The organism is Citrobacter sedlakii NBRC 105722 (assembly GCF_000759835.1).
Lineage (GTDB): Bacteria > Pseudomonadota > Gammaproteobacteria > Enterobacterales > Enterobacteriaceae > Citrobacter_A > Citrobacter_A sedlakii.
Map to the genome: position 1 here is coordinate 233,075 of NZ_BBNB01000008.1, position 16,368 is coordinate 249,442.

Annotated in this window: 13 protein-coding genes; 3 read left to right on the plus strand and 10 right to left on the minus strand. The window is 53.6% G+C overall.

The window, feature by feature from the left end; translation table 11 throughout:
• The first annotated feature begins 3 nt into the window (after positions 1 to 3).
• On the plus strand, positions 4 to 579 hold the full coding sequence (locus CSE01S_RS12310; protein ID WP_042288779.1) for a glycerol-3-phosphate responsive antiterminator: 576 nt from the start codon (positions 4 to 6) through the stop codon (positions 577 to 579).
• 31 nt (positions 580 to 610) lie between these two features.
• Here CSE01S_RS12310 and CSE01S_RS12315 read toward each other — a convergent pair whose 3' ends face one another.
• The 5 genes from CSE01S_RS12315 to CSE01S_RS12335 all read right to left on the minus strand — a co-directional run bounded on the left by CSE01S_RS12315 (position 611) and on the right by CSE01S_RS12335 (position 5,935).
• Complete coding sequence (locus tag CSE01S_RS12315; RefSeq protein WP_042288782.1) at positions 611 to 1,465, minus strand: electron transfer flavoprotein subunit alpha/FixB family protein; 855 nt, start codon at positions 1,463 to 1,465, stop codon at positions 611 to 613.
• A complete protein-coding gene (locus tag CSE01S_RS12320; protein ID WP_042288784.1) occupies positions 1,462 to 2,244 on the minus strand; it encodes an adenine nucleotide alpha hydrolase family protein in 783 nt (260 codons plus the stop codon). The genes CSE01S_RS12315 and CSE01S_RS12320 overlap by 4 nt, the downstream gene beginning before the upstream one ends.
• Positions 2,222 to 3,649, minus strand: coding sequence for an MFS transporter (locus CSE01S_RS12325; RefSeq protein ID WP_233422705.1), 1,428 nt, complete (start codon positions 3,647 to 3,649; stop codon positions 2,222 to 2,224). The genes CSE01S_RS12320 and CSE01S_RS12325 overlap by 23 nt, the downstream gene beginning before the upstream one ends.
• Positions 3,633 to 5,087 carry an FAD-binding oxidoreductase gene (locus CSE01S_RS12330; RefSeq protein WP_042288788.1) on the minus strand — a complete coding sequence of 485 codons (1,455 nt, stop codon included), beginning with the start codon at positions 5,085 to 5,087 and terminating at the stop codon, positions 3,633 to 3,635. Before CSE01S_RS12330 ends, CSE01S_RS12325 begins: the two co-directional genes overlap by 17 nt.
• Positions 5,088 to 5,149: 62 nt before the next feature.
• Positions 5,150 to 5,935, minus strand: a complete 786-nt coding sequence (locus CSE01S_RS12335; RefSeq protein WP_042288792.1) for an SDR family oxidoreductase — start codon at positions 5,933 to 5,935, stop codon at positions 5,150 to 5,152.
• A gap of 317 nt (positions 5,936 to 6,252) precedes the next feature.
• On the opposite strand from CSE01S_RS12335, the gene CSE01S_RS12340 reads away from it, so the two are divergent.
• Positions 6,253 to 7,551: an MFS transporter gene (locus tag CSE01S_RS12340; protein ID WP_042288794.1), complete on the plus strand. Its 1,299-nt coding sequence runs from the start codon at positions 6,253 to 6,255 to the stop codon at positions 7,549 to 7,551.
• A 26-nt stretch (positions 7,552 to 7,577) separates the two neighbouring features.
• Complete coding sequence (locus CSE01S_RS12345) at positions 7,578 to 9,056, plus strand: FGGY-family carbohydrate kinase (RefSeq protein WP_042288796.1); 1,479 nt, start codon at positions 7,578 to 7,580, stop codon at positions 9,054 to 9,056.
• A gap of 103 nt (positions 9,057 to 9,159) precedes the next feature.
• Here CSE01S_RS12345 and queE read toward each other — a convergent pair whose 3' ends face one another.
• The 5 genes from queE to relA form a co-directional block, all read right to left on the minus strand.
• Positions 9,160 to 9,831, minus strand: coding sequence for a 7-carboxy-7-deazaguanine synthase QueE (gene queE, locus CSE01S_RS12350; protein WP_042288797.1), 672 nt, complete (start codon positions 9,829 to 9,831; stop codon positions 9,160 to 9,162).
• Positions 9,832 to 9,963: 132 nt separating this feature from the next.
• A complete protein-coding gene (eno, locus tag CSE01S_RS12355) occupies positions 9,964 to 11,262 on the minus strand; it encodes a phosphopyruvate hydratase (protein WP_042288799.1) in 1,299 nt (432 codons plus the stop codon).
• Between the two features lie 89 nt (positions 11,263 to 11,351).
• On the minus strand, positions 11,352 to 12,989 hold the full coding sequence (gene pyrG / locus CSE01S_RS12360; protein ID WP_042288801.1) for a glutamine hydrolyzing CTP synthase: 1,638 nt from the start codon (positions 12,987 to 12,989) through the stop codon (positions 11,352 to 11,354).
• 223 nt (positions 12,990 to 13,212) lie between these two features.
• A complete protein-coding gene (gene mazG / locus CSE01S_RS12365; protein ID WP_042288804.1) occupies positions 13,213 to 14,004 on the minus strand; it encodes a nucleoside triphosphate pyrophosphohydrolase in 792 nt (263 codons plus the stop codon).
• Between the two features lie 96 nt (positions 14,005 to 14,100).
• On the minus strand, positions 14,101 to 16,335 hold the full coding sequence (gene relA, locus CSE01S_RS12370) for a GTP diphosphokinase (RefSeq protein ID WP_042288805.1): 2,235 nt from the start codon (positions 16,333 to 16,335) through the stop codon (positions 14,101 to 14,103).
• Between the last annotated feature and the right edge of the window lie 33 nt (positions 16,336 to 16,368).

The window sequence follows — 16,368 nt, forward strand, 5'->3', positions numbered from 1 at the left end:
TCTATGCCCCTGTTACACCTGCTCCGCCAGAATCCCGTCATTGCCGCCGTAAAAGATAATGCCAGCCTGCAGTTAGCGATTGACTCCGAATGTCTGTTCATCTCTGTGCTGTATGGCAATATCTGCACCATCAGCAACATCGTGAAGAAGATCAAGAATGCCGGAAAATATGCGTTTATCCACGTTGATCTGCTGGAGGGAGCATCGAATAAAGAGGTGGTCATTCAGTTTCTGAAGCTGGTCACCGAGGCAGATGGCATCATTAGCACCAAAGCCCCGATGCTTAAAGCCGCGCGAGCGGAGGGCTTTTTCTGCATCCATCGCCTGTTTATCGTCGACTCCATCTCTTTTCACAATATTGATAAGCAAGTCGCGCAGTCAAATCCGGACTGTATTGAGATTTTGCCCGGCTGCATGCCAAAAGTGCTGGGTTGGGTCACGGAAAAAATACGCCAGCCGCTGATTGCCGGCGGGCTGGTCTGCGATGAAGAAGACGCGCGCAATGCTATAAAAGCCGGCGTGGCGGCGCTTTCCACCACCAATACCGACGTCTGGACGCTGGCTAAAAAGCTGAATTAGCCTCAGCGGCCGGAGGGCAAACACCCTGAGGCTACGTTTTCGTACACGCCACGAGTTCCTCCAGCACCTGCGGCCAGTCATCGACGATACCGACATCCGCCTGGGAAAAAACAGGCGCGTCGGGATCGCAATTTATCGCCACGACAAACTGACTCTGGCGAATCCCGGCCATCAACGCCGCCGCGCCGGAAGCTCCCGCCACAATACAGACATCCGGCGAAAGCAGATGGCCGGTGATGCCAACCATCCGTTCCACATCCACTCCGCCGTTCATCACCCGCGCCCGGCTGTATCCCGCCTCGGCGCGTAGCGCCTGGGCCAGAGCGGTGATTTTATCCTCTTCAACCTCGCGGCCTCCCTGCCCAACCACCAGAACATGGCTGGCCTGTAACAGAGGGTGCCTGTTTTCGCTTTTCACGCTTTCAAGGTGTTCGAGCCAGTCAGGTGGTTCCGCCGGGACGATACGTCGTTCCGTCATAACTGGCAAAACCGACGCTGACGCGCCCGCATCAGGCTGGCGCGCCAGTGAGAGGCACACAGGACATCCGGAGACAGACAGGGACGCTAAGAGCGCGCTCCCCCAATGTGATTTACTCACCCGCCCTTGTTGCAGGTCTGCGGTAACCACCTGACATACGCTATCACCCCGTAGCCGCCAGGCCAGACGTGTTGCAAGCTCATCGCCGAACGAACCAGAGGGAAAGATCAGCACCCCGGCAGGCGTTATCGCCCATTGGGCGGCCAGCGCGTCGAGCACCTGTTCCGCAACCGCCGGTACGGAATCGATTACCCAGCGCTCCACTTCCGCCGCACCGGGGGCATTTGCCGCGATCCATCCCGCCATTGCCGCACATTCTCCGGGCGTGGTAATCATTGCTATTTTCATGGCGCGCACCTCTGACGCAAATAGTCCCGCCATAAAATCCGGGCTTTTTCCTGCACCGTCGCGCCGTCGATAATTTTCGCGCACCGTCGCTGTTCCGGTCGCGTCAGCGCCAGACAATTGCGCCCCTGAGGAACCGCAATGTCGACAGGCTGGCGGATAATCTCCGCTTTGGCCGCCGCCAGGCGCTGGCGCATGCCAGGCACAGGGAGCGCCACTTCGCCACACTGTCTGACGGCGATGACCGCCGGAAGACGTACCCGGCAACGACGAAGGCCGGACTCCATTCGTTGGTCAACGCTGATAAAGGGCGCCTCAAGCGCAAAACGCGTCACCTGGCTAAAGCATGGCCACCCCAGCATTTCCGCCAGCAGAAACGGCGTTTGCCCGTTCTGCCCTTCGCTACTCTGGCATCCAGTGATAATCAGGTCGGCCCCGTGACGGTAATGCCAGTCGGCGATCTGCCCGGCGATGAATGCTGGCGCAAATCGCAGATCCGCCCCGCTCTCCAGCAGTACCGTCTTATCAAAACCCAGCGCGGAAAAATAGCGTAACCAGTGCAGCGACCGTTCATCGCCGATGTTCAGCGCCGTCAGGATCATCTCACAACCTGCCCGGCGCTCAGCCAACAGCAATGCGGCGGCGGCCTGCTCGTCGGCGCCAGGCGAGCTGCGCAGCAAAGCGGTGTCGGGGCCGCAGGTATCCTGTGTCGCAGCCAGCCAGTCCTTTTCCGCCAGCATGCCGGAGTCCGGCTCTGCTTTAAACGCTAACAGAATGTTCATTTACCCCTCCCTGTCTTTTCTCCACCCTCCCGGCCACCGCCAGCGGCAATGCCTTCGTTTCCGGCGCCCATAGCCAGGTCACGATAAATCCAATCAGTAACACGCCCGCCAATAGCAACAACGTGACCTGCATTCCCCATTGCGCCAGCGTCAAAGGTAACAGACCGGTGCTTATCGCAGCGCCAAGCCGACTCATCGCCGTCGCAAATCCAACGCCCAGCGAACGAATATCAGTCGGGAAGCTTTCCGCAGGCAGGATCCCCACCAGATTGCTGACAGCAGAAATCGTGGTGCTGAACAGAACAAACAGCAGCAAAGTGAAAGCGCTGCCTGGCGGCAAGAAAGCCATCACGAACAGCGTTGCCGCAAGCAGAAGGAAACTGCCGAGCAGGAACCGACGATGCGTCAACAGATGCGTTAATAGTAGCCCCAGTAGTGCGCCGACAATTAATAGCGCATTCAGCAGCAGGCTGGCGGTAAGCGCATCCTCCAGACCAACAGTCCGGGCAATCGTCGGCAGCCAGGTATAGATAACAAACCACGGGATCACCAGGCAGACAAAGAAAACGCTGTTGAAAACAGTTCGCCGCCAGTAGCGAGCGGAAAAGAGCGTTTTAATATGTTTAGTGGATGCGGCGGCAATTTCATCGCCGGGCAGGACGTGCGGGCCAAAATAGCGATGAACCACCGCATGAGCTTCTGCAAAGCGTCCCTGGCGTATCAGCCAGCGAGGTGATTCCGGCGTTCCCCAACGAAGCAAAGTAATCAACAGTGCGGGCAACGCCGCCGAAGCAAGCAGCCAGCGCCAGGCATCCGGGCTTGCGGAAATGAAATGATGTCCAACCAGACTCGCCAGTACGTAGCCGATAGTCCATACCACGCTGAATGCTCCGAGCAGAACTCCCCGATGACGCCGCGGCGCAAATTCAGCCAACAGCGTATGGCCGACGGAATAATCGCCGCCAAGCCCAATCCCGATGAGGATCCGTAACGCGATCAGCTGTTCCGGCGTTGAGACGAAAAGCTGCAAAAATGAAGCGATAGTGATCAGCATAAAGCTGAAGGTAAAAATCTTCTGTCGGCCGATATGATCGGACACCCAGCCCAGTATAAGGCTACCGAGAAAAAGCCCGAGCAACGCGGCTCCGCCAATCATCCCGGCCATAAAAGGCGTCAGTTGCATTGCTGACATCAATGGGATAATGGCGTAACCCACCCCACCAAGAACATATCCGTCAGTAAGATGCGCGCCAAAGGTTAACGCCGCAATACGGCAGTGAAAAGCATTTAACGGTAAGTCATCCATGCGCACCGGTGAAGTGTTCATTTCTACCCCTTCATTGTCCGGTAAAAAAAGTGGCTTCCCGAGCGGGAAGCCACCTGTTACGTTATTTCTCGATGGGATAAATCGTCCCCGTATTCATTATGCCGTTCGGATCAAACTGGCGTTTGAGACCTTCCAGAAGCGGCCATGCGCTGCCATGCTCCAGCTTGCTCCAGTGAACGCGATGCTTACCAATGCCGTGGTGATGCACCATTGAGCCGCCCAGTCTGATAGTTTCTTCGCAGATGATCTTATTCAGTGGATTATGGTATTTATCGATCTCTTCTTCCGGCTTACAGTCCACTACGTTGTAGTCATAGACAAAATACATATTGGTGCCGTTGATATAACTGTGAGAAGAGTGACCGCCGAGCATGGTGATATCATCCGCGTGGGGAAACTCATTACGGATACGCCTGATCACATTTTCGTAGATCTGGTGAATACATCCCCAACCGCCCGACACTTCTGTCGTGAATCCCATATTGCCGGTTTTCAGGATCTGCACCCGCTCAGCCGCCACTTTCTCCGGCCCCCAGTTCAGTTGATTGAACCAGTTCTCAATAAGCCTGCTGTCCACACGCTGGCACTCCGGATAGCGCGCCACGATCTCAGCAATCCCTTCACCGGTCGCTTTCGCTATCCGCGCGTTTCCCTCGGCCATAAAGATGAGTACGCATTTGCCATCGGCAAAATGGGTGAAGTGCTGGGTGCCGTCCTCGGCGTCATACAGGCGCGCAATGGAGGGCCGATATCCCTCTACCATCACATCGCGGAGGATATCGAAACCAACCTTCATATCATCAAGGATATAGCCGTAAAAGAGATTGTTTTCCGGCGTAAATTTAAAAATTTTCACTGTGACTTCAGTGATATAGCACAGCGCGCCTTCATTACCGATAATAATATGGCGAATATCCGGCCCGGCAGCGCGGCGCGGGACGTTCTTAATTCGGGTGACAGTTCCATCCGCCAGCACCGCTTCCAGCCCGACGACCATATCTTCAATCGCGCCGTACAGGGTGGAAAACTGCCCAATACTGCGGGTCGCTACCAGCCCACCCATCTGAGCCAGGGGTTTAGATTGCGGCGAATGGCCGGTGGTATAACCTTTCTCACGTAGCGCGTTCTCCAGAATCTCAAGCGGAACGCCGCACTGCGCCGTCGCTTGCATATTTTCAACGTCAATGCTCAGGATCTGATTCATCCCTGCGCCATCAAGGACAACGGAATTTTTGACTACGGTTTCCAGCCCGCCTTCGGTTGCGGATGCGCCGGTACGCGGTACGCCATTGATTTTATGCTGGTTCATAAACGCCAGTACGCGGGACACCTGTTCTGTCGATCCCAGCTTCACGACAGCCGCGGGCAGTGGCAGCGTATAAACGCCGTGAATATCCGCATATTTGCGAAAGCGATCAATACTGTTTTTCTTTAACACCGTTTCATCGGTAATGACACGTTCTGAACCGACAATTTCTTTTAACTGGTCAACAATCGCTTCTCGAGATAAAGTCATAGCCCTTCCTTCCTGATAAGTCATTCGGAATAATGAATAAAAACAGAAACCACCGCCATAAATTAGCGGACCAGATAACCACCATCGACGACCAGTAAATGACCGTTAACATAATCAGAAGCCTGACTGGCAAGGAATATCGCCGCGCCCATTAAATCCTGAGTATCTCCCCAACGATTTGCCGGGATATGATCCAACACCCGTTGATTTGTTTCCGGATTACTGCGCGTCGCTAATGTAATATCTGTTGCATAATAGCCAGGGGCAATGCCATTAACCTGGATATTGTATTGCCCCAGTTCATCACAATATGCTTTCGTCAACCCGGCAAGCGCATGTTTAGTTGCGGAATAAGCTGGCGACCATTGCCCGCCAAGATAAGAGAACAAAGAGCAGATATTAATAATTTTACCACTATGTTGCGGGATCATTATTTTGGCAGCCTCATGGCTTAACTCAAATGCCGCAGTCAGGTTAACGTCAATCATCGGGTCCCAGTCCGCGCGGCCAAAGTCCAGTACTTTGTTCAGCTTACAAATCCCGGCGTTATTCACCAGAATATCCACGGTGCCGAAACGTTCGCAGCAGGCGGCGATAATCTTCTGCGGCGCCCCTTTTTCCGTGATATCCACATGCATAAACTCAACTTCAACACCCTGTTTTTCAATAAGTTCCCTGCTTTCCTCATGGTCTTTTATAAAGCTCGGGATAAACAGATTCGCCCCAGCCTTCGCCAACGCCGTTGCGAAAGCGAGGCCCAGGCCGCTGTTGCCGCCCGTTACGATCGCGGTTTTTCCTTGCAACGAGAAAAAATTCATTGAGAACGCATTGAGAGATTCGATCGACATAGTAAGCTCCACATTCCTTAAGGCAAAAAAAAAGAAAGGTAACTTCCCCGGCGACAGGGAAGTTACCTTTCTCATTATCTCTGGTAACTGTGATATGTTTTAACACAGCGTTAATCTATCTTACGTGATCGAAATCACAGTTGCCCGTTTCATTTTATAAATAAGCCAAACATCCAGAAGCGTGATTATTCTCACACACTTATTAGCCCTTCCATGCTATTTCTGAATGCAATTACTAGAGACCTGAGAAAAGTAATCCACCTGAAAAGGCGGTTTACTTTTCTCTTTTTTTTGTCTGTCAAAAATGGGAATTCGATATGCACCAGAACTCATATCGTCGTTGGATAACCCTCGCTATTATAAGCTTTAGCGGAGGCGTCAGTTTCGATCTGGCTTATTTACGCTATATATATCAGATTCCCATGGCAAAATTTATGGGGTTTAGCAATACCGAAATCGGGCTAATAATGAGTACGTTCGGCGTTGCCGCTATTATTCTTTATGCTCCCAGCGGGGTTATTGCCGATAAATTTTCGCATCGCAAAATGATTACCTCAGCAATGATATTAACCGGCATGCTCGGTCTGCTGATGATGACTTACCCACCGTTGTGGGTCATGCTCTGTATCCAGGTCGCTTTTGCAGTCACCACGATCCTGATGCTGTGGTCAGTCTCAATCAAAGCCGCGTCACTGCTGGGAGACCACAGCGAGCAGGGCAAAATAATGGGCTGGATGGAAGGGCTTCGCGGCGTGGGCGTTATGTCACTGGCGGTATTCACTATGTGGGTTTTTTCCCGCTTCGCGCCGGATGACAGCAACAGCCTGAAGGCCGTGATTCTGATTTACAGCGTTGTGTACATCCTGCTGGGCATTTTATGCTGGTTCTTCGTTAGCGACAGCCACGCCCGTCGCGACAGTGTGGCGGTCGAAAAACAGACGTTTCAGCTACGCGATATTCTGGCGGTATTGCGTATCAGCACGACATGGTACTGCAGTATGGTCATTTTCGGCGTCTTTACCATCTATGCCATTCTCAGCTACTCCACCAATTATCTGACCGAAATGTACGGCATGTCGCTGGTGGCGGCAAGCTACATGGGGATCGTCATCAATAAAATCTTCCGTGCGATCTGCGGACCGTTGGGTGGGATCATTACCACTTACAGCAAAATCAAATCCCCTACGCGGGTGATCCAGTTGCTCTCCTGTGTCGGCGCGCTCACGCTCATCGCACTGCTGGCGACCAATACCAGTCCGCAGTCCGTGGTGATGGGGATCGGGTTGATTCTGCTCCTCGGTTTCACCTGCTACGCCTCCCGTGGACTGTACTGGGCCTGTCCCGGCGAAGCCAGAACGCCGTCTTACATTATGGGAACCACCGTAGGGATCTGTTCAGTGATCGGTTTCCTGCCCGACGTCTTTGTCTATCCGATCGTCGGGTACTGGCAGGACACCCTGCCAGCTGCCGAAGCTTACCGCAACATGTGGCTGATGGGGCTGGCGGCGCTGTGCATGGTGATCTTTTTTACCTTCTTACTGTTTCGCAAAATTCGTACCGCCAACGCCGTACCGGAAAAGTTAACCTCACTGGCTGCTGATACCACCGGCGAGTGAAGAGAGAAAATTAAAGGAGAATGGCAATGTCGAAGAAATACATCATTGGAATTGATGGTGGAAGTCAGAGTACCAAAGTTGTGATGTACGATCTGAATGGCAATATTGTTTGTGAAGGTAAAGGGCAACTGCAACCTATGCACACGCCGGATGCTGATACCGCAGAACATCCTGACGACGATTTATGGACCTCTTTATGCTTTGCCGGCAGAGAATTAATGAGCCAGTTCGCGGGAGATAAAAAGGACATTGTCGGCATTGGGCTTGGCTCCATTCGCTGCTGTCGCGCTTTGCTTAAAGCCGACGGCACCCCTGCCGCTCCGCTGATAAGCTGGCAGGATGCGCGCGTTACGCGTCCCTATGAGCACAACAACCCCGATGTGACCTACGTTACGTCATTTTCAGGTTATCTGTCTCATCGCTTAACCGGCGAGTTTAAAGACAACATCGCCAATTATTTTGGCCAGTGGCCGGTGGATTATAAGACCTGGACATGGAGTGACGATGAAGAGGTTATCAGGAAATTCAATATTCCACGCAATATGCTGTTTGATGTTCAGATGCCCGGCACCGTGCTCGGTCATCTGACTCGCGAGGCTGCACTGGCTACTCATTTCCCAGTTGGGTTACCCGTCGTCTGCACCACCAGCGATAAACCGGTAGAGGCGCTGGGCGCGGGATTACTGGACGACGAAACCGCAGTGATTTCTCTGGGCACTTATATCGCCCTGATGATGAACGGTAAAACGCTGCCTGTAGAACCGCGCGCTTACTGGCCGATTATGTCTTCTGTCCCTGAAACCTTACTGTATGAAGGCTATGGTATCCGTAAAGGCATGTGGACGGTCAGTTGGTTGCGCGATATGTTGGGTGAATCGTTGATTGCGGAGGCAAAAGCGCAGGATCTTTCACCGGAGGATTTGTTAAATAAAAAAGCCGCCTGCGTTCCACCTGGCTGCAACGGCCTGATGACCGTTCTGGACTGGCTCACCAATCCCTGGGAACCCTTCAAGCGCGGCATAATGATTGGTTTTGATTCCAGTATGGACTACGCCTGGATCTATCGCTCCATTCTGGAGAGCGTTGCCCTGACCCTGAAAAATAACTACGACGAGATGTGTAATGAAATGGGCCGCTTTGCCAGACATCTCATCATTACGGGGGGCGGTTCAAACAGCGATCTGTTTATGCAAATCTTTGCCGATGTGTTCAACCTGCCAACGAGGCGGAATGTGATAAACGGTTGTGCCAGTCTTGGGGCCGCTATCAATACAGCGGTAGGGCTAGGATTATATCCGGACTATGAGACGGCGACAGAAAAAATGGTGCGGGTAAAAAATGTCTTCATGCCGACAGAGAGCCACGCCAGGCGCTATGATGCATTGAATAAAGGGATCTTCCGCGATTTAACCAGCCATACCGATGTGATTTTGAAAAAATCGTATGAAGTGCTGCATGGCAGTCTGGATAACGTCGACTCGATTCAAAGCTGGTCTAACGCATAACGTACCCGCTACACCGTCAGATCCGGCATGGCGGCCCCGCCCTGTGCCGGATAGCGGCGCGAAGCGCCTTATCCGGCCTGCACTGTGACGTCTGACGCAGTTGTCAGGCAATGTTCAAATATTTATGCGTTTGCATCGACAACCGCCAGTTGCGGGCGATACAGGTTTCAATGCACAGACGGGTCGCATCGTCTTTCTGGCTGATGGGTTGGAGTGCGATAACGCGCTGCTTTTCGTCCGTCAGCGTCGCCAACAGTTCGTCCAGCGCTTCAATGTCACGCACACGTCCCACAGGATGTTTGATTTCATCAGCACGCTCAAGCGCTTGCGACAGCACGTCGTAACCGCCACGCATATTCACTTTTGGTGAGACCGTGACCCAGGTTGAGTGAGAACAGCGCACTTCATGAGTGCCGCTGGTTTCTATCTGGCAACTAAAGCCATTCTTTTCGAGCAGTTCGGTTAGCGGCATCAGATCGTGAATGCAGGGTTCCCCTCCTGTGATCACCACATGGCGAGCCGTCCAGCCCTGTCGACCAATGATGGCAAGCAGATCTTCTGCACTGCCTGCCCCCCATTTGTCGCTCTCTTTAGTTTTCGCCAGAATGCTGAACAGCGACACTTCCCGATCCGCGAGCTTATCCCATGTATGTTTGGTATCACACCAGGCGCAGCCAACCGGGCATCCCTGTAAGCGAATAAAAATAGCGGGAACGCCGGTGAAATAACCCTCGCCTTGCAGGGTCTGGAACATCTCGTTAATCGGGTACTGCATAGTCATCTCTGTAAGGGGAATAAACGTTAAGTATCGCAGATGTTGCCCTTAAGGTCATGTGCGAGAGCTGCTTTACCGCAGGCATAAAAAAACCCGCCGAAGCGGGTTTTTTAGAAGAACGAAAGTTCAGGATTACGCCTGGCCTTTGATCTCTTTACGACCGTTGTACGGTGCTTTTTCGCCCAGCGCTTCTTCGATACGGATCAGCTGGTTGTATTTAGCAACGCGGTCAGAACGGCTCATGGAACCGGTTTTGATCTGGCCAGCAGCGGTACCTACAGCCAGGTCAGCGATGGTCGCATCTTCAGTTTCGCCAGAACGGTGAGAGATAACGGCAGTGTAGCCCGCGTCTTTCGCCATCTTGATTGCAGCCAGGGTTTCGGTCAGAGAACCGATCTGGTTGAATTTGATCAGGATGGAGTTAGCGATGCCTTTCTCGATACCTTCTTTCAGGATCTTGGTGTTAGTCACGAACAGGTCGTCGCCCACCAGCTGAATTTTGTCGCCCAGGACTTTAGTCTGGTATGCGAAACCGTCCCAGTCAGACTCGTCCAGACCGTCTTCGATAGAGACGATCGGGTACTGCTTGGTCAGTTCTTCCAGGAAGTGAGTGAATTCTTCAGAGGTGAACGCTTTGTTGCCTTCGCCAGCCAGAACGTATTTACCGTCTTTGTAGAATTCAGACGCTGCGCAGTCCATCGCCAGAGTGATGTCTTTGCCCAGCTCGTAGCCAGCCGCTTTTACCGCTTCAGCGATAACAGCCAGTGCTTCGGCGTTAGAACCCAGGTTCGGCGCGTAACCCCCTTCGTCACCCACCGCAGTGTTCATGCCTTTGCCTTTCAGCACTTTTGCCAGGTGATGGAAAACTTCAGAACCCATGCGGATGGCTTCTTTAACGGTTTTCGCGCCAACCGGCTGAATCATGAATTCCTGGATGTCGACGTTGTTGTCAGCGTGCTCGCCACCGTTGATGATGTTCATCATCGGAACCGGCATGGAATATTTGCCCGGAGTACCGTTCAGTTCAGCGATGTGCTCGTACAGCGGCATGCCTTTAGAGGCAGCAGCGGCTTTGGCGTTAGCCAGAGATACCGCCAGGATTGCGTTCGCACCGAAGTTGGATTTGTTTTCAGTACCGTCCAGATCGATCATGATCTTGTCGATACCAGCCTGATCTTTGGCGTCTTTGCCAAGGATAGCCTGAGCGATCGGACCGTTAACCGCGCCAACTGCTTTGGTTACGCCTTTACCCAGGAAACGGGATTTGTCGCCATCGCGCAGTTCCAGCGCTTCGCGGGAACCCGTAGAGGCACCTGACGGGGCAGCAGCCATACCGACGAAACCACCTTCCAGGTGTACTTCGGCTTCAACAGTCGGGTTACCACGGGAGTCGATGATTTCACGACCGATGACTTTAACGATTTTGGACATTAGGTTTTCCTCGAGTCACTAGTTAACTAAAACTCCAGACAAACAACGCGTACCTTTGGTACGCGTTGCCGTTCTAACTTTTTTACTTCTTACTTCGCCTGACGCTTCTGATACTCGCTGGCGGCCTTCACGAAGCCTGCAAACAGCGGATGCCCGTCACGCGGCGTTGAAGTAAATTCCGGGTGGAACTGGCAGGCAACGAACCATGGATGGTTAGGCACCTCGATGATCTCGACTAACTGATCGTCCCCGGAGCGGCCCGCAACGCGCAGACCCGCAGCTTCAATTTGTTTCAACAACATGTTGTTGACTTCATAGCGGTGACGATGGCGCTCGGTGATGACTGGCTGGCCGTACAGCTGGCGAACCACGCTATCGTCGGACAACTGGCAAGCCTGTGCGCCAAGACGCATAGTACCACCCAGATCGCTTTTCTCGGTACGGACCTCGACGTTACCGTCTTCGTCGCGCCATTCCGTAATCAGCGCCACGACAGGGTACTTACAGTCTGGCACAAATTCCGTAGAGTTCGCGTTTTCCATTCCCGCTACGTTGCGCGCAAATTCGATCAGCGCAACCTGCATACCCAGGCAAATGCCGAGGTAAGGAATATTGTTCTCACGCGCATAGCGTGCAGTGGCGATCTTGCCTTCAACACCACGGTAGCCGAAGCCGCCAGGGATCAGGATAGCATCCAGATCTTTCAGAATTTCAACGCCGCGCGTTTCAACATCCTGCGAATCAATCAGCTTGATGTTGACGGAGACGCGATTCTTCAGACCACCGTGTTTCAGCGCTTCGATAACCGACTTATAGGCGTCCGGCAGTTCAATGTATTTGCCGACCATACCGATAGTCACTTCGCCGCCCGGATTGGCTTCTTCATAAATTACCTGTTCCCATTCAGACAGGTTAGCTTCCGGACAGTTCAAGCTGAATCGTTTACAAATATAATCGTCCAGACCCTGAGATTTCAACAGGCCCGGAATTTTATAAATGGAATCGACATCTTTCATTGAAATAACGGCTTTTTCAGGCACGTTACAGAACAATGCAATTTTCGCACGTTCGTTTGCCGGAATCGCGCGATCGGAACGGCAAACCAGGATGTCTGGCTGAATACCAATGGAAAGCAGCTCTTTAACGGAGTGCTGTGTCGGTTTGGTTTTTACTTCACCAGCCGCCGCCATGTAAGGCACCAGCGTCAGGTGCATGAACAGCGCATGTTCACGACCGATATCGACCGCCAGCTGACGAATCGCTTCGAGGAAAGGCAGGGATTCGATATCCCCTACGGTACCGCCGATTTCAACCAGCACAACGTCATGCCCTTCGCCACCGGCAAGGACGCGTTCTTTAATGGCGTTGGTGATGTGTGGGATAACCTGCACGGTTGCGCCCAGATAGTCACCACGGCGCTCTTTACGCAGAACATCAGAGTAGATACGGCCAGTCGTAAAGTTGTTACGACGGGTCATTTTGGTACGGATGAAACGCTCGTAGTGGCCAAGATCCAGATCGGTTTCAGCGCCGTCTTCAGTAACGAACACTTCCCCGTGTTGGGTTGGGCTCATGGTGCCAGGATCGACGTTGATGTACGGATCCAGTTTCATCATGGTCACATTGAGGCCACGGGCTTCAAGAATGGCTGCGAGGGAGGCTGCGGCAATGCCTTTACCCAGAGAGGATACGACCCCGCCGGTCACAAAAATATAGTTCGTTGTCATGCTGAACCTGAGAAGTTAGGGTGAAACGATGGAATAACCAGGACGGGAAAGTAGTATACCCGAACACAGCGAGCGCCACAAACTTTCATTCTCCGTCTCCTTCCCAGGCCAGGACTATCATAAGGAGTGAGAAAATAGCCCCTTTTGGGTAAATGTTTTTGACGCAAATCAAGCGCTTGTCATTTAAAAAACCGCACAAATAGCGCTTGTTCGCAAAATTCCGTTAGAGATCAGTTTCCTGGCGTTTTACTTCCTGCCACACGTCTTCCATGGTTTCCAGATCGACTCCTGTCATTTCCAGGCCGCGCGCCGCAACAATCCGTTCGACTTCGCGAAAGCGACGCTCAAATTTTTCGTTGGCTTTTTGCAGGGCAATCTCGGCTTTGGTCCCCAAATGACGCGCCATATTGACGGTGGCAAACAGCAGATCCCCCATTTCTTCCTCGAGTTTAGCCTGGTCAACCACCGCCTGTCGGGCTTCATACATCACCTCGTCGATTTCTTCATACACTTTATCGACGACCGGCCCGAGCGTGGTCCAGTCAAACCCGACGTTTGAGCAACGCTTCTGGATTTTCTGCGCCCGCATCAGCGCGGGTAAGCTGCGCGGGATATCATCCAGCGCGGAATGCTGCGCTTTTTGCGCCCGTTCTTCGGTTTTGATCTGCTCCCAGCGAGTCAGGACTTCCGTACTGTTGCTGGCGGAAACGTCCGCAAAAACGTGCGGGTGACGGCGTTCGAGTTTGTCGCTGATGGCAGCGCAAATATCATTGAAATCAAAGCGCCCTTCTTCCTGCGCCATTTGCGCGTAAAACACCACCTGAAACAGCAAATCGCCCAATTCGCCGCGCAGATCGTCAAAGTCTTCTCGTGCAATCGCGTCAAGGACTTCATAGGTTTCTTCCAGCGTATAGGGCGCAATGGTGGCAAAAGTCTGTTCTTTGTCCCACGGGCAGCCGTTTTCCGGGTCGCGCAGGCGCTGCATGATGTTAAGCAGGCGATCAATTTGTGTCATGGGTATGTCCTGAACCTCCAGGCCCGTCAAGCCAAACGCTGTCGGGCAAAAAAAAGCCGGATGGCGACGTACCGCGCGATCCGGCCTGTATTATCGTTAATTGCCGTGCAGACGACGCGCGTCAATCACATCCGGCACCTGGTTGAGCTTGCTGAGAACGCGCCCCAGCACCTGCAGGTTGTAGATTTCGATGGTCATATCGATGGTCGCCAGTTGCTGCTTCGTGTCGCTGCGGCTGGCGACGCCCAGCACATTGACCTTTTCGTTCGCCAGAATGGTGGTGATATCACGCAATAACCCGCTGCGGTCGTTAGCCTGAACGCGCACCACCAGCGAGTAACCCGCCGAATAGCTTTCGCCCCACACCGCATCCACAATCCGCTCCGGCGCATGCGCGCGCAGTTCCACCAACTGTTCGCAGTCGGCGCGGTGAACGGAAATCCCGCGCCCCTGAGTGATGAATCCGACGATCTCATCGCCCGGAATCGGCTGGCAGCAACGCGCGATGTGGTGCATCAGGTTGCCAACCCCTTCCACCACAACCCGACCGTCGTCTTTCCGGCGATTCTGCGGCGCGTAAGTTTTCTGCTGAAGCTGTTTCAGCGCGGCGGCATCTTCTTCAGCCGCGCTCGGTTTGTTGAACTGCGACTGCAGGAAGTTGACCATCTGGTTAAGGCGGATATCGCCGCCGCCGATCGCCGCCAGCAGTTCCTCCAGCTCGTTAAAGTTGTAGCGCGGCAGCAGCAGTTTTTCCGCCTCTTTCAGGCTGATCCCCAGATGCGACAGCTCATCGTCAAGGATCTGGCGACCGGCAAGGATATTCTTGTCGCGATCCTGCTTGCGGAACCAGGCGTGGATTTTTGAGCGTCCGCGGCTGGTGGTGACATAGCCCAGGTTCGGGTTAAGCCAGTCGCGGCTGGGGTTCGGCTGCTTCTGGGTGATGATTTCGATCTGATCGCCCATCTGCAACTGATAGGTAAACGGCACGATACGCCCGCCAATTTTCGCCCCGATGCAACGATGCCCCACGTCACTGTGAATGTGATAGGCGAAGTCAAGCGGCGTGGAGCCCGCAGGTAAGTCGACCACATCGCCTTTTGGCGTAAACACATACACCCGGTCGTCAAAAACCTGGCTGCGCACTTCATCGAGCATTTCGCCCGAATCCGCCATCTCTTCCTGCCAGGCGATCAGCTTACGCAGCCAGGCGATGCGATCCTCATGACCCGAACGCGCGCCGCCTGCCGCCGCCCCTTCTTTATACTTCCAGTGCGCGGCGACGCCCAGCTCGGCATCTTCGTGCATCTGTTTGGTGCGGATTTGAATCTCAACGGTTTTACCGCCCGGCCCCAGCACCACGGTATGAATAGACTGATAACCGTTTGGTTTTGGGTTAGCGACGTAGTCGTCAAACTCATCCGGCAAATGACGATAGTGGGTGTGTACAATGCCCAGCGCGGCGTAGCAGTCCTGCAAACGCTCGGCGACGATACGCACGGCGCGTACGTCAAACAGCTCGTCAAACGCCAGATCTTTTTTCTGCATCTTGCGCCAGATGCTGTAGATATGTTTCGGACGTCCGTAAACTTCCGCCTTCACGCCTTCGGTTTTCATTTCGGCGCGCAGATGGCCAACGAACTCTTCAATATAGTGTTCGCGATCGATACGACGCTCATGCAGCAGTTTGGCGATACGCTTGTATTCCGCCGGATGCAGATAGCGGAAGCAGTAATCTTCCAGCTCCCATTTCAACTGACCAATACCCAGACGGTTGGCCAGCGGAGCGTAAATGTTCGTGCACTCTTTCGCCGCCAGCACGCGCTCATCTTCCGGCGCGTCTTTCACCTCACGCAGATGGGCAATACGTTCGGCAAGCTTAATGACCACACAGCGGAAATCGTCCACCATCGCCAGTAGCATACGGCGAACATTATCGACCTGCTCGGACGAAACGGAGTCGGTGTGCGTGGCTTTAAGCTGGCGAATCGCCGCCATGTCGCGCACGCCATGGATCAGGTTGACGATCGATTTGCCCACGCTTTCGCGCAGGACGTCTTCGCTGACCACGTTGGCGTCGGCTAACGGGAACAGCAGCGCCGCCCGCAGCGTGTCGATATCCATACTCAGCGTCGAAAGGATTTCCACCATCTCGACGCCGCGCCACAGCAGCAGTTCCGCGTCCGGATGCCCCTGTGTCTGTTGCAGGCAATACGCCCAGGTTTCGGCTAAGCGTTCACACGACTGCTGGCTGGCGATCCCAAGACTTTCGATCCATTTTTTCGGATCAAATTCCCCAGCTTTATTTAGATGTGCACTTCTTACCGCAACCATTGTCCTCTCCTTAAGGGACCGGGCCTGCCGAAT